This is a genomic window from Bradyrhizobium sp. (genome assembly GCF_022844465.1).
Taxonomy (GTDB): Bacteria; Pseudomonadota; Alphaproteobacteria; order Rhizobiales; family Xanthobacteraceae; genus Bradyrhizobium.
Genome location: NZ_JALHLP010000006.1, coordinates 211452 through 226010 on the forward strand (window position 1 = coordinate 211452; position 14559 = coordinate 226010).

Consider the following 14559-nt stretch of genomic DNA (forward strand, 5'->3'; position numbering starts at 1 on the left):
GCTCCCAAGAATCGACTGGAGAAATACCTTCCGTGATCGCCTCACGTGCAGTTGCGTTTGTTGTTGCCGCAGTCGGGAGCCTGTTGGTGCTGGCGCCGGTAAGCTCCGGCGCGCAGTGGTGGCGGAGTACGCCGTTCGATTTCGAATCGTGCGCGGATCTGGCGGAGAAGGCCAAGAGCAGAGAAGAAAAGACAGCGGCGCTTGCCGATTGCAACGCCAAATACGCCGGCCGCCGCAAGCCCGGCGGCGGCTATACCTATTACGATTTCATGCAGGACCGGACCTTCGACATCGCGGGACCGAACCCCACGCCGGAAGAGCAGAAGAAGATCGACGAACAGTACACCGCCTATCTCGATCGCCAGCGCCGCAACCGCATCGCCGCGGCGCTGATGGCCCAGCAACTTCAGCCACCGGAGGCGCAACCGAAGCCGGTGCAACAGGTTTCCCTTCGCAGCGAAACCGAAAAGGTGCCGATACCGGTGGCCAGCCCCGTCAAGCAGGCGGCGCGGATCAGGGCCATCAATTGCGCGCGGAGTTCGTTCTCCTGCGAATGGCCGCGGCTCTCGCAGGGAATCGACGGCCTGAAGAAGATGTTCGGCTCGTCGCAGGCGTCGCAACCCAAACAGAAGCGAAGTTGAACTGCGCCCTTGCGCGCCCGTGTTTCAAACGGGCTGCCGGCCGGCGGCTTCAGTCCGTGATCACCATTGCCCAGAACTTTCGATAGGGCGACCTCGCGTTGTCGACAAAGGCGACGCCGACGCGGCTCACACCCGGCAGCAGCAGATTGGCGCGGTGGCCGGGAGAATTCTGCCACTGCTTCAGCATCTCGGCGAAGGTGAGAAAACCGGCGCCGATATTCTCCGCCGCCTGCGACTTGCGTAACGGCGCCATCCGCGACGAGAAACTGCCGGCCGCACTGTGGCTGACCGAGCCGCTCGCGGCCATCGCCTGCGCCTGCTTGAGCGCCGCCGCGTTGAGCCTGGCGTCGAGCTTCACCGGCTTCAATCCATGCGCGCGGCGAAAGGCGCTGATGGCGCCGGCATAGTCGGCGGCTTCGGCCGTGCCGGCGAACGGCACGCTTACGCAGAGCGCGAGTAATATCTTCAATGCGGAGCGTCGCAACATCGGCGGCATCAATGCGCGGGCGCCCGCTCGGCGCGACGCGGCTTCGCCGGCTTGATGACCGGAGCAGGCGGCTGCACGACCGCCCGCGACGCGGCCCGCTGCTCCCGCAACCGCAGATCATAGCCCGGCGAGGGTATCACCGTCGGCGGCGCGGCGTAGGCCGGAACCAGTGACGCGGAACCGACAAGGGCGGCGACCGCGAAAAGCGCGGGACCTGTTCGGTTCATGCCGCCTCTCCCATCGATCGTTCGCAAGCGAAATGAGCCACGTGATCTCCGATCCGGGTAACCGCTGACGGCGTGGCCGTCATCCCGGGGCGATGCAAAGCATCGAACCCGGGATCTCGAGATTCCGGGTCTGGTGCTAACGCACCATCCCGGAATGACGGTCTCAAACATTTACAACACCAGATGCATCCCCGCGTCCATCCGCACGAACTCGCCGGTCATGTGGCCCGAGGCGGGCAATGCGAGGAAGCACACCAGTTGCGCGATGTCCTCCGCTTTCGAGGCGACCTTGAGCGGGACCTTGGCCACGACGGAGTCGCGCACCGCCTTGGCGCCGGCCTCGCCGCGGCCCTTGGTGAACCAGGGCGTATCGATGAAGCCGGGGCAGACGGTGTTGACGCGGATCAACGGCGCCAGCGCCCGCCCCAGCGATTGCGTCATGGTGTTGAGCGCGCCCTTGCTCGCGGCATAGGCGACCGAGGAACCGCCGCCGGAAATGCCGGCCACCGAAGATATGTTGACCACCGCGGACGGACGGCCGGACGCCTTGGCGCCGGCCTCGAGCTGCGCGCGCGCCGCGCGGATCATCTGGAACGGACCGATGGTGTTGACGGCGTAGATGCGCTGGAAATCCTCGGCCGAAAGCCCGTCCAGATTGTCATGCGGCACGTGCTTGGTGACGCCGGCGTTGTTGACGAGCGCGTCGAGACGGCCCCAGGACGCCGCGGCGGCCGCGATCTTCTTGCAGTCCTCGTCCCGGGAAACGTCGCCCTGCACCACCACGATCTCGGCGCCGGCGCTGCGACAGAGGTCGGCGGTCGCCTCGGCCTCTTTCTTGCTGCTGGAATAGTTGACGACGATACGCGCGCCGCCCTTGGCCAGCATCGCCGCGGTCGCCGCCCCGAGGCCCGAGGCGGAGCCGGTGACAATCGCGCACAAACCATCCTTCGACATCCGCATTTCCTCTTGTTGTTCTTGAGCTGGCGTTGGCGCCGCCGGTCGGCAGGCAGAGCGCCTACCATATCGCGCGACGAACGGCGTGCAAATCCGAGAAAATCCGTTGCGCGGAATTAATTCTTCGCGCCCGATCCTCATGCCACCGTCGCAGGCGGCCCTGCGGACAGCGCTTGTCACGGCTATGGCTTTTGCCCATCATAAAGCGCAAGAAAAGGCCGCACCCGAGGCCCTGGCGCGGCGCGCCAGGGCGGGGCCGCGCCCATCAATATCGGGGAACGCCGTGGCGGAGAGTGATAACATCGTTGCCGAGACCGCGGAGAAGATCTTCGCCGATCTCGCCGACGCCCAGACCATCAATCGCGACGGCAAGGGCGCCTGGAAGGCGCCGCTGTGGCAGGCGCTGACCGAAGCCGGCCTGCCGCTGTCCTGGGTCGGCGAAGAGTGTGGCGGTTCCGGCGCGTCGCTGGCCGAAGGTTTCAGCGTGTTGAGCGTCGCCGGGCGTTTTGCCGTCGCCGTGCCGCTCGCCGAAACCATGCTGGCGGGCTGGCTGCTGGCGCAGGCGAAAATTTCCTCGCCCGACGGTGAAATGACGGTCGCGCCCGCCAGCCCGAGGGACCGCATCAGCGTCAACGCCGACGGGACCCTGTCGGGCAAGGCCCGCGGCGTGCCGTTTGCGAAATCAGCCCGGCACATCGCGGTCCTCGCCAGCGACGCGAAGGGAAGCCAGCACATCGCGCTGGTCGAGGCCGGCAAATGCCGGATCGAGACCGGGCTCAATCTCGGCGGCGACCAGTCCGACACCGTGACGCTGGACAAGGCCCAGCCGGCCACGATCAAGCCCGCGCCCTTTGGTTTCGGCCAGACGCAGCTGATGCTGATGGGCGGCGTCGCGCGCTCGCTGCAGATCGCGGGCGCGCTGGAATCGATGCTGGAGATTTCCGTGCGCTATTCCAACGAGCGCGTCGCGTTCGAGAAGAAGATTTCCAAATTCCAGGCGGTGCAGCACAATCTGGCGCGGCTGGCCGGCGAGTCGGCGGCGGCGCTGGCGGCGGCGACTTCGGCCGCGGACGCCTTTGCCAACGCCACCGCCTTCAATGATGAGCTGTTCCTCGAGGCCGCCGCGGCCAAGATTCGCTGCGCGGAGGCGGCCGAAAAGGGCAGCGGCATCGCCCATCAGGTCCATGGCGCGATCGGCTTCACCATCGAGCACATCCTGCACCGGTATTCGCTGCGCGCGCTGGCGTGGCGCGACGATTTCGGTTCCGAAAGCCACTGGGCGGTCGAACTCGGCAGGCTGGTGGCCGCCCGAGGCGCCGATGAGCTGTGGCCGCTGGTGGCCTCGCGCTGAGTTTCACGCCGATTTGTCCGCATTGGAAGTCGAGACCCTGACATGACCGCAGCCCTCCGTTTCGATCCGATCCGCCTGCCAGCTGAATGCGAGCAGTTGCGCAAGGAAGTGCGCGCCTTTCTCGCCGAGGAAATCGCCGCCGGCACCTTCGACCCGCACCAGCCCAATCGCGAAGACACCGACGCGCCGGAATTCTCCCGCAAGGTCGGCGCGCGCGGCTGGCTCGGCATGACCTGGCCGAAGAAATACGGCGGTCACGAACGCTCGTTCCTCGAGCGCTATGTCGTGACCGAGGAAATGCGGGTGGCCAACGCGCCGACCCGGCGCTTCTTCGTCGCCGACCGGCAGAGCGGCCCGGTGCTGCTGAAATACGCGCCCGAGAACATCAAGATGGACATCCTGCCGCGCATCTGCCGCGGCGAGGTGTGCTTTGCGATCGGCATGAGCGAGCCGAATTCCGGCTCCGACCTGTTTGCGGCGAAAACCCGCGCCACCAAGACCGACGGCGGCTACCTGATCAACGGCACCAAGATCTGGACCTCGTCGGCCCATATCGCCGACTACATGATCGCGATCTTCCGCACCTCGCCGCCGACCAAGGAAAACCGCCGCCACGGCCTGACGCAATTCCTGGTCAAGATGAAGCAGCCGGGCATCCAGGTGAACCCGATCGGTCAGATCACCGGGCAATTCGAGTTCAACGAGGTGGTGTTCACCGACCACTTCCTTCCCGACGATCATGTGCTTGGCGAAGTCGACGGCGCCTGGAAGCAGGCGACCTCGGAACTCGCCTATGAACGTTCGGGGCCGGAGCGTTTTCTGGAAACCTATTACGTCTTGACCGAACTGGTTCGGGCGGTCGGCAAAAACCCGGACACCCGCAGCGCCGAGGGCATCGGCCGGCTGGTGGCGCAGGTCCACACCATGCGGCGCATGTCGGTGTCGGTGGCGGGCATGCTGCAGGCCGGCAAGGAGCCGGTGGTCGAGGCCTCCATCGTCAAGGACATCGGCACGGTGTGGGAACAGCAGCTGCCGCACCGGGTGCGCGACCTCGCCGCTTTTGTCGAGGAAACCGCCACCAACCGCGAGACGCTGGAGCATCAACTGTCGTTCGCGATCAAGACCGCACCCAAGCTGACGATCCAGGGCGGCACCACCGAGGTGCTGCGCGGCATCATCGCCCGCGGGCTTGGCTTGCGCTAGCGCGCGGCCGGGCCTTCGCCAACTCGAAAAGGAAATCGCATGAGCAAGTACACGGATATCGGCGTCGAGAAGCACGGCCATGTCGGCCTGATCGAGATCCAGCGGCCGCCGCTGAATTTCTTCGACATCTCGCTGATCAACCAGATCGCGGACGCGCTGGAGGAATTCGACCGGGAGATCGAAATCCGCGCTTCGGTTCTCGCCGCGCAAGGCAAGGCGTTCTGCGCCGGCGCCAATTTCAGCGATCCGGCGCGGCAGGCGCAGGAGGCGGAAGAGGCCAAGGCCCAATCCAAGTCCAAGGGCGACCCGGCCGACAGCCTGGGTTCGATCAACAGCCTTTACCTGCATGCGGTGCGCATCTTCCGCAACAAGAAGCCGATCGTCGCCGCCGTGCAGGGCGCCGCCATCGGCGGCGGTCTCGGGCTCGCGGTCTCCGCGGATTTTCGCGTCACCTGCCCCGAGGCGCGCTTCGCCGCCAACTTCACCAAGCTCGGTTTTCATCCGGGCTTTGGGCTGACCACGACGCTTCCCGAACTGGTCGGCAGGAACAACGCGGAACTGATCTTCTACACCAGCCGCCGCGTCACCGGTGAGGAGGCCACCAGGATGGGTCTCGCCAATCTCTGCGTTCCGCAGGACCAGGTGCGCGCCGAGGCGATGAAGCTCGCCCAGGAAATCGCCGAATGCTCGCCGCTCGGCCTGATCTCGACCCGCGCCACCATGCGCGCCGGCCTCGCCGACCGGGTGCTGGCGGCCACCAACCACGAACTCGCCGAGCAGAGCCGGCTGCGCGCCACCGAAGATTTCAAGGAAGGCGTCAAGGCCACCGCCGAACGGCGGGTGGCGAACTTCAAGGGAAGATAAGTTTCCATCCGCAATTCCCCTTCTCCCCTTGTGGGAGAAGGTGGCGCGAAGCGCCGGATGAGGGGTTCTCTCCACGCGAGAGATTTGTTTGCGGAGAGAACCCCTCACCCGTCTCGCCGCCGCTTCGCGTCGTCGATCCACCCTCTCCCACAAGGGGAGAGGGGCCGCGGTGTCGCTTCACGCCACCAGCTTGAACGTCACGCCGCAAAGATCGAAACTGTCGCCCGACACCTTGCAGCCCTTCGCGCGAGCGGCGTCGCGCACCTTGGCGATATCGGCAACCTCGAACGTCAGCCCGCTCATCAGATCGCTCGGCCCCTTGACGAAGCGGAAGCTGGCGTTGGGCAATTTCAGCTCGGGCTCGCCGCGGGCATTGTTGCTGACGGCAATGCCGGTGATCCTGCCCCAATGCGCGGCGAGGCCTTGCGGATCCGGGCTCTGCATTTCGACCGCGGTCAGCGCCCGCGTGACGTCCTTCCTGATCGATTTCTGCCAGTCCGGGCCTGCCGGCGGATAGGGGCCGAGCACATCGTCGCTGCCGGTGGTATGGTTGAACTCGATGAAGGCGGCGCGACAATCGCGCGGGTGCAGTTGCACGCCGTGATAGGGCGCGTGCGTGATGACGTTGGCGGTGCGCACGCCGAGCCCGTTGGCGTGCCGGCCGCGCGCGTCGGGATCGTCGCAGCAGAAGATCGCCATGTATCCGCCGCGGCCGCCGTTCTTGTCGAGAAATCGCCCGGCCGCGGTGCCCGGCTGGAACGGCGCCACCACCTCCAGCAGTATGGTGTCGACCGGCAGCAGCGCGTTCTCCAGCCCGTACTTGGCGACGTTGCCGTCGCGGTAGCAGACCTCAAGGCCCATGATCGCGGAGATGTCCGAGATCGCCGGCTCCAGATGCGGCGCCACCAGGCATATCTGTCGCAGCCTGAGATATTCGGTCATCTCAATGACCCTGAAATGCGGGCTTGCGTTTCTCCACGAACGCCTTCGCCGCTTCCTTGTGGTCGGCAGTATCGCCCGAACGCGAGTGGTGGATCGCCTCGGCGTCGAAACAGGCCTCCAGCGACATCGTCTCGGCGTTGTTGATGTTGCGCTTGATGTAGCCCAGCGTCACAGAGGGCCCCTGCGCCAGCGACATCGCGAGATCGCGCGCCTCGGCGTCAATGTCGGCGTCCGGCACTACCTTGGTCACGATGCCGAGATTGTAGGCCTCGGTCGCGCTCAGCACCGGCGAGGTCAGATACAGTTCGCGCGCCTTGGCGGCCCCGAGCATCTGGGTCAGGAAATAGGTGCCGCCGTAATCGCCCGAAAGCCCGACCTTGGCGAACGCGGTCGTGATCTTGCAGGAGGCGCTGGCGACGCGCAGGTCGCAGGACAGCGCGATCGAGAGCCCGGCGCCGGCCGCGGCACCGTCGAGCTGCGCCACCACCGGTTTCGGCATCTGGTGCAGGATGCGCGAGACTTCCATGCCACGGCGCAGATTGGCCATCTTGGCCTCGAAGCCGAGCGGCGCCCGCCCCTCCGCCATCGATTTGACGTCGCCGCCGACGCAGAAGGTGCCGCCGGCGCCCTTGAGCAGCACCGCGCGCACCTCATGATCCTCGGCCGCTCGCCGCGCCGCCTCCACCAGCCCGCGCGTCATGTCCGGGTTGAGCGCGTTGCGCCGGTCGGGACGATTCATGGTGATGGTGAGCAGCCCGGCATCGAGCTGCTGGAGAACCATTTCATTTGCGCTCATCGGTGGATGCTTTCGTTGTTGTTAATTGCTCCGTCATTCCGGGGCGATGCGCAGCATCGAACCCGGAATCTCGAGATTCCCCGGTGCGCAATTGCGCATCTGAGGTCTGGTGCTAGCGCACCATCCCGGAATGACGACCTTTCACTCAATCACTTCTTCACCAGCGGACAGCGCGAGGCCTCCAGCGGCTGGAACGCCTCGCTGCCGGGGATCGTCGCCAGCAGCTTGTAATAGTCCCAGCGCGCCTTCGATTCCTGCGGCTTCTTGACCTCGAACAGATACATGTCGTGCACCATGCGGCCGTCCTCGCGGATCCTTCCGTTCCTGGCGAACATGTCGTTGATGGGCGTGTCCTTCATCACCTTGATGACCGCGGCCGCATCGGTGGTGCCGGCGGCCTTGACCGCTTTCAGGTAATGGCCGACCGAGGAGTAGACGCTGGCCTGCGCCGCGGTCGGCGGCCGCTTGACGCGCTCGGCGAAGCGCTTGGAAAACGCCCGCGTCTCGTCGTTGAGATCCCAATAGAAGGCCTCGGCCAGCAACAGACCCTGCGCGGTCTCCAGCCCGACGCTGTCGATGTCGGTGACGAACGCCAGCAGCGGCGAGAGCTTCTGGCCGCCGCTTCGCGTCAGCCCGAATTCCGCCGCCTGCTTGATCGCGTTGATGGTGTCGCCGCCGGCATTGGCGAGACCGACGACCTTGGCCTTGGAGCTTTGCGCCTGCAGCAGGAACGAGGAGAAGTCCGACGTGTTGAGCGGGTGCCTGACGCCGCCCAGGATCTTGCCGCCGGCCTTCACCACCACGCTGGTGGTGTCCTTTTCCAGGTCATGGCCAAAGGCGTAGTCGGCGGTCAGGAAGAACCAGGTCTCGAAACCCGACTTGACGGTGGCAAGCCCGGTGACGTTCGCCTGCGCGTAGGTGTCATAGGCATAATGCACGGTGTAGGGGCCGCAGGCCTCGTTGCTGAGGCGGATCGAGGCCGGGCCGCTGTACATGACGATCTTGTTGCGGGCTTTCGCGATCTCGCCGGCGGCCAGCGCGGTGGCCGACGCCGCGACATCGTACAGCATCTCCACGCCCTGGTTGTCGAGCATGTCGCGCGCGATACTGGCGGCCAGGTCGGCCTTGTTGAGGTGATCGGCGGCGACGATCTCGACCTTGCGTCCCAGCACTTCGCCGCCAAAATCTTCGACCGCCATCTTCGCGGCCGTCTCGCTGCCGACGCCGGTGATATCGGCGTAGAGGCCCGACATGTCGAGAATGCCGCCGAGCTTGAGCGGTGGCTTGGCTTGCGCCAGCGCCGCGGTCGCCGACATCGCCAGCGCCGCGGCAATAATAATGCCGCCGATGGTTTTTTTCACTGAAAGTCCTCCCCTGCCACATTGCCTGCGGCTTAGCATTCTTGTCGGCGCGATCATGCCGCATGCCGTCAGCAGCGGCAAGGCGCGAGCGCTGCGAGCATGGCCTGTTGCGTTTTCCGCCGAACGGAATGGTTACCCCAGCAGCCCCTTGCCCGGAACGTGATTGACCTCAAGGCGGATGCCATCGGGATCCTCGAACAGCAGCGAGTAGTATCCCGGCGCCCATCGGTCCTCGCGCGGCGCGCGCACAACCGTTGCGCCCTCGCCGACCAGGAAGGCATGCAGTTCGTCGATATCGGCGCGCTCGCGGGCGCGGAAGCAGAGATGATGCAGGCCGACGCGCTTTTGCTCGAACGCCGCGCCGGCGTGCTCGGGCGACGGCGCGTTGATGCCGATCGCGGTGCGGCCGCCGACGCAGTAGTAGGTCGTTTCGGTGTCGATCACAGGCTTCATCCCGAGGAACGGCAGCAGTCTGGCGTAGAAGTCGCGGGAGCGCTTGTAATTCGAGGCGGTGAGGAAAATATGTGCAATGCCGTTGACTTCCATGGCCTCCCCCCGCGTGGCAATCTCTGGTAGCAAAGCCCTGACACCCTTCTACTGGAACAGGCAGGGACAAGAACCAGGTTATGACCGATCCGGCCCGGCGTCACGGATGCATTGTTGCGGCACTGCTGTTGCTGTCCACCGGCGCACGCGCGGACGCCGATTGCGCGTTCGAGCCGCAGGGCGAAGGGCGCGTCGTCGCCGTGATCGACGGGCGCAGCTTTCGCCTCGATGACGGCCGCGAAATCCGCCTTGCCGGGATCGAGCGAACAGGTACGGACGCGGCCCGCGGCAGAGCCGCGCTGTCGGCCATCATCGGCGGGCGCGATGTGACGCTGCATGGCGAGGACGACGCACCCGATCGCTACGGCCGGCAGCCGGCCTTTGTCTTCGCAACCGGCTCGGAGACATCGGTACAAGGCGAAATGCTTCGCCGCGGCGAGGCGCTGGCATCCGTCGATGTGACCGACAGGGACTGCGCCGCCGCGCTGGCGGCCGCCGAAGGCGTGGCGCGCCAGGCAAAAAAAGGAGTATGGGCTGATCCCGCTGTCATAAAAAACGCGGAAAGTGCGGGCGATATTCTGGCGGGGATGGGGCGTTTTTTGGTAGTTGAGGGCAGGGTAATGTCTGTTCGGCAGGTGGGGGCGACAACCTACCTGAATTTCGGGCGGAACTGGACACAGGACTTTGCCGCGACTATTTCAAGGCGCACCATGCCGGCCTTCGAGTCGGCCGGAATTGGAGCCAAGTCGCTCGAAAATCGTCGGATTCGTGTCCGGGGCTATATCTGGTCGCGGGGAGGACCACGGATCGAATTGCTGCGGGTGGGGCAGGTTGAGGTTCTGAGCGTAAAATAGCGCGTGATTCGAGGCCCGGCGGCGGTTTCGAAGCCATCATGGGCAAACAAAGGGGATGAGACCGGGGTCTGATCGAAGCCGATCGGATCACCGGTCCCAGTAGTTGATTTGACGCATCGTGCGGGATGGCGTGGGGAAAAGACAGGCTGCCGCCTTTTGGCAGCGCCGGCGCTGTTGTGCGTCGCGCTACTTCTTTCGGCCTGCGGCAATGTGGGACGGCTGGACACCGCGGCCCCCACGGCCGCGTCGACCAAGCCCAATCGGACAGTTGCGCAGACGCCCGCGAGCGAGCGCGAGCATGAGCGCATCCTGTCTTCCTATGGCGGCGCCTATGACGATCCCAGGCTCAGCGCCCTGATCGGCAAGACCGTCGACCGGCTGGTCGCGGCATCCGACCGCCCCGACCAGGCCTACCGGGTCACGATCCTCAATTCAGGCGCCGTGAACGCGTTCGCGCTGCCGACCGGGCAGCTCTACGTGACGCGCGGACTGATCGCGCTCGCCAGCGACACCTCGGAATTGTCCTCGGTGCTCAGCCACGAAATGGCGCATGTGCTGGCCAAGCACGCCTCGATCCGGGAAGACCAGGCGCGGCAAGCGGCCGTGGTCACCCGCGTCGTCACCGAGATGGGCAACGATCCGGACCTCACGGCGCTGGCGCTGGCCAAGACCAAGCTGACGATGGCGAGCTTCTCGCGCGCGCAGGAATTCGAGGCTGACGGCATCGGCGTCGGCATTTCGGCGCGCGCCAATTTCGATCCCTATGGCGCCGCCCGCTTCCTGCTGGCGATGGAGCGCAACGCGGCGCTCAAGGCCGGCAAGGTCTCGCTGGATCCGCGCGCACAGGATTTCCTGTCCTCGCATCCGGCGACGCCCGAGCGCGTCAAGAACGCGCAGGCGAGCGCCCGGCAATATGCTTCGCCGCAATCGAGCGAGCGCGACCGCGAGACCTATCTGGCCGCGATCGACAACATCGTCTACGGCGAGGATCCGAGCGAGGGCTTCGTGCGCGGCCGGCGCTTCCTGCACCCCAAGCTCGGCTTCTCCTTCGCCGCGCCCGACACGTTCACCCTGGACAACACGGCGCAGGCCGTGATCGGCGTCCGCGAGGGCGGCACCCAGGCGATGCGCTTCGACGTGGTGCGGGTGCCGGCCGAACAGTCGCTCTCGGACTATCTCAATTCCGGCTGGATGGACGGGGTTGACAAGGCTTCGACCGAAGACCTCACCATCAACGGCTTCCCGGTGGCGTCGGCGTCGGCGAGCGGCGACCAGTGGCAGTTCAAGGTTTATGCGCTGCGCTTCGGCAGCGACGTCTACCGTTTCATCTTCGCCACCAAGCAGCGCACCACCGAGAGCGAGCGCAACGCGCGCGAAACCGTCAACTCGTTCCGTCGCCTGACGCTGGAAGAGATCCAGTCGGCGCGGCCGCTGCGCATCAAGGTCATTACCGTGCAGCCCGGCGACACCGTGGAATCCCTTTCCCACCGCATGGCGGGCGTCGATCGTCCCGCCGAACGCTTCCGCATCCTCAACGGGCTGGAAGCGAACGCCCAGGTCAAGCCAAGGGATCGCGTCAAGATCGTGGTGGATTGAGGTCTGGGACTTCCCTCTCCTCTCTCGTCGTCCCCGCGAACGCGGAGACCCATACGCCGTGGCGGTTGTTGTAAGGCAATCGGGCAGACGCCTTCGCCAGACAACATCGCCTGTGGTTATGGGTCCCCGCGTTCGCGGGGACGACGTGTGGAGAGAGTTTCGCACAAAAGACAAAAAGCCCGACGTTTCCGCCGGGCTCTTGATTTCAATCCGTCGAACCCTTTCAGGCGGCTTCGTCCGCCACGGCGGTGTCGTCGCCGTCGGCCTCGACGTCGGCTTCGTCGGCTTCGCCTTCAGCTCCGGTCGCCTCGGTCTTGGCGCCGCGCCGCGGGCTCTTGGCGAGCTGGCTCTCGATCTCCTTCACGGCTTCCGTCTCCGTCGAGTGCTGGACGACGGCGATTTCGCGCGACAGACGATCGAGGGCGGCTTCATAGAGCTGACGCTCGCTGTAGGACTGCTCGGGCTGCGATTCCGAACGGAAGAGATCGCGAACGACTTCGGCGATCGCGACAATGTCGCCCGAATTGATCTTCGCTTCGTATTCCTGCGCCCGGCGCGACCACATCGTGCGCTTGACGCGGGCCCGGCCCTTGAGGGTTTCCAGCGCCTTCTTGACCAGCGCCGGCTCGGACAGCTTGCGCATGCCGACATTGGCGACCTTGGCGGTTGGCACGCGGAGCGTCATCTTGTCCTTCATGAAATTGATCACGAACAATTCGAGCCTGGCACCCGCGATCTCCTGCTCCTCGATGGCCAGGATCTGGCCGACGCCGTGAGCGGGATAGACGACGAATTCATTGGCCTTGAAGCCTTGACGCTGGGTCACGACCTTCTTCGGCTCCTCGACGCGAGGCGCCGCGGCCACCGGCTTGGCAACGACCTTCGGTGCGACAACGGCCTTGGGCGCAATGGCCTTGGGAGCAACGGCTTTGGAGACGGCAGCCTTCGGAGCAGCAGCCTTCGGCGGAGCGGCTTTCACAGCGGCCTTGGCAGGAACCTTGGCAGCGACCTTCGAAGCAGGGGCCTTCGAACCCGTCGCTTTCGCGGCAGTTTTGGTAGTCTTGTTTGGCATTGCGCTTCTTTTATTCCTTGAGGACTTTGCGGCCGAAGCCTTCTTGGCGCCCTTTGCAGGCGCCTTGGCACGGCCCTTGGTTGCGCTGCGGCGGGCCGCGGCGGCTTTTTTCGTGGTCTTGGAAGCACTCTTTTTACGCGTTTTCTGTGACACAGCCTGCGCGCGGAACTTCCACGCCCCTGTTCGATGTTGTGCGGAAACCACCGGGGCCAAAGCTACGCATGGCCACGTTCGGCTATTAATGTGCCCAATATAGCACATTTTCCGCAAAAATCAATGATTTACGCCGAGTTCCCCAGGGTTGCGGGGGTATTTCCGGCCTAAGTCGGTCAACAGGGTTAAATCTGCAGTCCTTGATCCGGCCAGATTAGAGCCGAAACGGGACCAGCCTGGTTCCAGGACGGACGGCCAATCAGTCTCCCGTGCCGGGTTCCTTGGAAAAATATTTCTCGAACTTGCCTTCCATACCCTCAAAATCTTTCGCTTCCGGCGGCGATTCCTTTTTCTGGGTGATGTTGGGCCAGAGCTTGGCGTACTCGGTATTGACCTCGAGCCACTTCTCCAGCCCGGGCTCGGTATCGGGCTTGATGGCATCGGCGGGACATTCCGGTTCGCATACGCCGCAGTCGATGCATTCGTCGGGATGAATCACCAGCATGTTCTCGCCCTCGTAGAAGCAGTCCACGGGGCAGACCTCAACGCAGTCGGTATATTTACATTTGATGCAGGCTTCAGTGACGACGTAAGTCATCCAAGGCTCCGAAACGGTCAGTTTTCCGGCGTTGGCGTAGCGCATGAGGTGCCCAGCCGCAAGAGAAGCGGCGGGCGTCAAATGGCCGTTTTCAGCTGTCCCGTCTATCTTAACAGATAGTCATTGCTCGCGGTTTTGCAAATCATCATACAGCGCGCGTGCGGCCGCCGCATCGCCGCGCCGCTGCGAAAATCCCGCGACCTTGAGAATGCGGACGCTGCGGTCGAGGCCGATCGTGAGCACGTCGCCGATCTTCACCGCGTGTCCCGGCGCCTTTTCGCGCACGCCGTTGATGCGGACATGACCGGCCTCGACCAAAGCGGCCGCCGAGGCGCGGGTCTTCACCACCCGCGCATGCCACAGCCATTTATCGAGACGCTGCCGCTCCAAACAAACTCGCCTTCATGCAATCAGCGGTCCTTGTTGCCGGCGAGCTGTTCCTTCAGCGCCGCCAGTTTGGCAAACGGCGAATTGGGATCGGCCGGACGGTCGCGCTCGCGCGGCGCGGCACTGGTCGCCCATGGACGATGCGAGGGACCGCCGTCGCGCTTGTCGCGGCCGCCCTTGTCGCGCGAACCCTTGTCGCGCCCGCCGAATTCGCGGCCCTTGTCGCGCGGGCTGCGATCGCCCTTGCCGCGATCACCCTCGCTGCGACCGCCCTTGTTGCGATCGAACTTGTCGCGACGGTTGTCGTCGCGGCCCTTGCCTTCGACGCGCTCGCGCGGCGGCCGGATGGAATCCGGACGCGCCTCGCTCGCCGGGGCGCCGTCGGCGACCACGGCAACGGCGGCGTCGGCCGGCGCATCCGTTCGCGGTTTGCGGAATTCACTGTTGCGGCGGCCACGCCGCGGACGCTCGCGCTTGGCCGCCTCGCCGCCTTCAGCGGCCACTGCCGGCGCAGCGGCCTCGCGCGC

Annotated in this window: 16 protein-coding genes and 1 pseudogene; 6 read left to right on the top strand and 11 right to left on the bottom strand. The window is 65.2% G+C overall.

Annotation, left to right across the window (positions count from 1 at the left end; all coding sequences use genetic code 11):
• Positions 1-23: 23 nt before the first annotated feature.
• Positions 24-641 carry a hypothetical protein gene (locus Q0D31_RS13445; RefSeq protein WP_291851441.1) on the top strand — a complete coding sequence of 206 codons (618 nt, stop codon included), beginning with the start codon at positions 24-26 and terminating at the stop codon, positions 639-641.
• A gap of 49 nt (positions 642-690) precedes the next feature.
• On the opposite strand, the gene Q0D31_RS13450 is transcribed toward Q0D31_RS13445, so the two are convergent.
• From Q0D31_RS13450 to Q0D31_RS13460, 3 genes are all read right to left on the bottom strand, one after another.
• On the bottom strand, positions 691-1128 hold the full coding sequence (locus tag Q0D31_RS13450; protein ID WP_291851348.1) for a CAP domain-containing protein: 438 nt from the start codon (positions 1126-1128) through the stop codon (positions 691-693).
• 8 nt (positions 1129-1136) lie between these two features.
• Entirely contained in the window at positions 1137-1355 is a 219-nt protein-coding gene (locus Q0D31_RS13455) for a hypothetical protein (RefSeq protein WP_291851351.1), read from the bottom strand.
• A 171-nt stretch (positions 1356-1526) separates the two neighbouring features.
• Positions 1527-2309 (bottom strand): SDR family NAD(P)-dependent oxidoreductase, encoded by a 783-nt coding sequence (locus Q0D31_RS13460; RefSeq protein ID WP_291851354.1) that lies wholly within the window; start codon positions 2307-2309, stop codon positions 1527-1529.
• Positions 2310-2592: 283 nt separating this feature from the next.
• Here Q0D31_RS13460 and Q0D31_RS13465 point away from each other — a divergent pair, with 283 nt between their 5' ends.
• The 3 genes from Q0D31_RS13465 to Q0D31_RS13475 are packed head-to-tail and all read left to right on the top strand — an operon-like array spanning position 2593 to position 5727.
• Complete coding sequence (locus tag Q0D31_RS13465) at positions 2593-3660, top strand: acyl-CoA dehydrogenase family protein (RefSeq protein ID WP_291851357.1); 1068 nt, start codon at positions 2593-2595, stop codon at positions 3658-3660.
• Between the two features lie 42 nt (positions 3661-3702).
• The gene (locus Q0D31_RS13470; RefSeq protein ID WP_291851360.1) at positions 3703-4863 is read left to right on the top strand and encodes an acyl-CoA dehydrogenase family protein; all 1161 of its coding nucleotides are present in this window, start codon (positions 3703-3705) and stop codon (positions 4861-4863) included.
• A gap of 39 nt (positions 4864-4902) precedes the next feature.
• The gene (locus tag Q0D31_RS13475; protein WP_291851363.1) at positions 4903-5727 is read left to right on the top strand and encodes an enoyl-CoA hydratase/isomerase family protein; all 825 of its coding nucleotides are present in this window, start codon (positions 4903-4905) and stop codon (positions 5725-5727) included.
• 177 nt (positions 5728-5904) lie between these two features.
• Here Q0D31_RS13475 and Q0D31_RS13480 read toward each other — a convergent pair whose 3' ends face one another.
• The 4 genes from Q0D31_RS13480 to Q0D31_RS13495 all read right to left on the bottom strand — a co-directional run bounded on the left by Q0D31_RS13480 (position 5905) and on the right by Q0D31_RS13495 (position 9372).
• Positions 5905-6669 (bottom strand): hypothetical protein, encoded by a 765-nt coding sequence (locus Q0D31_RS13480; protein ID WP_291851366.1) that lies wholly within the window; start codon positions 6667-6669, stop codon positions 5905-5907.
• A gap of 1 nt (position 6670) precedes the next feature.
• On the bottom strand, positions 6671-7465 hold the full coding sequence (locus Q0D31_RS13485; protein WP_291851369.1) for an enoyl-CoA hydratase: 795 nt from the start codon (positions 7463-7465) through the stop codon (positions 6671-6673).
• Between the two features lie 149 nt (positions 7466-7614).
• Positions 7615-8826, bottom strand: coding sequence for an ABC transporter substrate-binding protein (locus Q0D31_RS13490; protein WP_291851372.1), 1212 nt, complete (start codon positions 8824-8826; stop codon positions 7615-7617).
• 132 nt (positions 8827-8958) lie between these two features.
• Positions 8959-9372 (bottom strand): VOC family protein, encoded by a 414-nt coding sequence (locus tag Q0D31_RS13495; protein WP_291851375.1) that lies wholly within the window; start codon positions 9370-9372, stop codon positions 8959-8961.
• Positions 9373-9452: 80 nt separating this feature from the next.
• Here Q0D31_RS13495 and Q0D31_RS13500 point away from each other — a divergent pair, with 80 nt between their 5' ends.
• The gene (locus tag Q0D31_RS13500) at positions 9453-10226 is read left to right on the top strand and encodes a thermonuclease family protein (RefSeq protein ID WP_291851378.1); all 774 of its coding nucleotides are present in this window, start codon (positions 9453-9455) and stop codon (positions 10224-10226) included.
• Between the two features lie 156 nt (positions 10227-10382).
• Entirely contained in the window at positions 10383-11822 is a 1440-nt protein-coding gene (locus Q0D31_RS13505) for a M48 family metalloprotease (RefSeq protein WP_291851381.1), read from the top strand.
• 223 nt (positions 11823-12045) lie between these two features.
• On the opposite strand, the gene Q0D31_RS13510 is transcribed toward Q0D31_RS13505, so the two are convergent.
• The 4 genes and pseudogenes from Q0D31_RS13510 to Q0D31_RS13525 all read right to left on the bottom strand — a co-directional run.
• On the bottom strand, positions 12046-12894 hold the full coding sequence (locus Q0D31_RS13510; protein ID WP_291851384.1) for a CarD family transcriptional regulator: 849 nt from the start codon (positions 12892-12894) through the stop codon (positions 12046-12048).
• Positions 12895-13306: 412 nt separating this feature from the next.
• Complete coding sequence (gene fdxA, locus Q0D31_RS13515) at positions 13307-13645, bottom strand: ferredoxin FdxA (protein WP_291851443.1); 339 nt, start codon at positions 13643-13645, stop codon at positions 13307-13309.
• Positions 13646-13765: 120 nt separating this feature from the next.
• Positions 13766-14035: a S4 domain-containing protein gene (locus tag Q0D31_RS13520; RefSeq protein WP_291851388.1), complete on the bottom strand. Its 270-nt coding sequence runs from the start codon at positions 14033-14035 to the stop codon at positions 13766-13768.
• Positions 14036-14055: 20 nt separating this feature from the next.
• Positions 14056-14559 (bottom strand): annotated as a pseudogene (locus tag Q0D31_RS13525) (hypothetical protein); the annotation flags it as partial.

Coding starts and splice junctions, on each gene's coding strand:
- Q0D31_RS13485 (WP_291851369.1), bottom strand. CDS start 7,465: ATGAGCGCAAATGAAATGGTTCTCCAGCAGCTCGATGCCGGGCTGCTC.
- Q0D31_RS13450 (WP_291851348.1), bottom strand. CDS start 1,128: ATGTTGCGACGCTCCGCATTGAAGATATTACTCGCGCTCTGCGTAAGC.
- Q0D31_RS13480 (WP_291851366.1), bottom strand. CDS start 6,669: ATGACCGAATATCTCAGGCTGCGACAGATATGCCTGGTGGCGCCGCAT.
- Q0D31_RS13510 (WP_291851384.1), bottom strand. CDS start 12,894: ATGCCAAACAAGACTACCAAAACTGCCGCGAAAGCGACGGGTTCGAAG.
- Q0D31_RS13500 (WP_291851378.1), top strand. CDS start 9,453: ATGACCGATCCGGCCCGGCGTCACGGATGCATTGTTGCGGCACTGCTG.
- Q0D31_RS13470 (WP_291851360.1), top strand. CDS start 3,703: ATGACCGCAGCCCTCCGTTTCGATCCGATCCGCCTGCCAGCTGAATGC.
- Q0D31_RS13455 (WP_291851351.1), bottom strand. CDS start 1,355: ATGAACCGAACAGGTCCCGCGCTTTTCGCGGTCGCCGCCCTTGTCGGT.
- Q0D31_RS13475 (WP_291851363.1), top strand. CDS start 4,903: ATGAGCAAGTACACGGATATCGGCGTCGAGAAGCACGGCCATGTCGGC.
- fdxA (WP_291851443.1), bottom strand. CDS start 13,645: ATGACTTACGTCGTCACTGAAGCCTGCATCAAATGTAAATATACCGAC.
- Q0D31_RS13460 (WP_291851354.1), bottom strand. CDS start 2,309: ATGTCGAAGGATGGTTTGTGCGCGATTGTCACCGGCTCCGCCTCGGGC.
- Q0D31_RS13495 (WP_291851375.1), bottom strand. CDS start 9,372: ATGGAAGTCAACGGCATTGCACATATTTTCCTCACCGCCTCGAATTAC.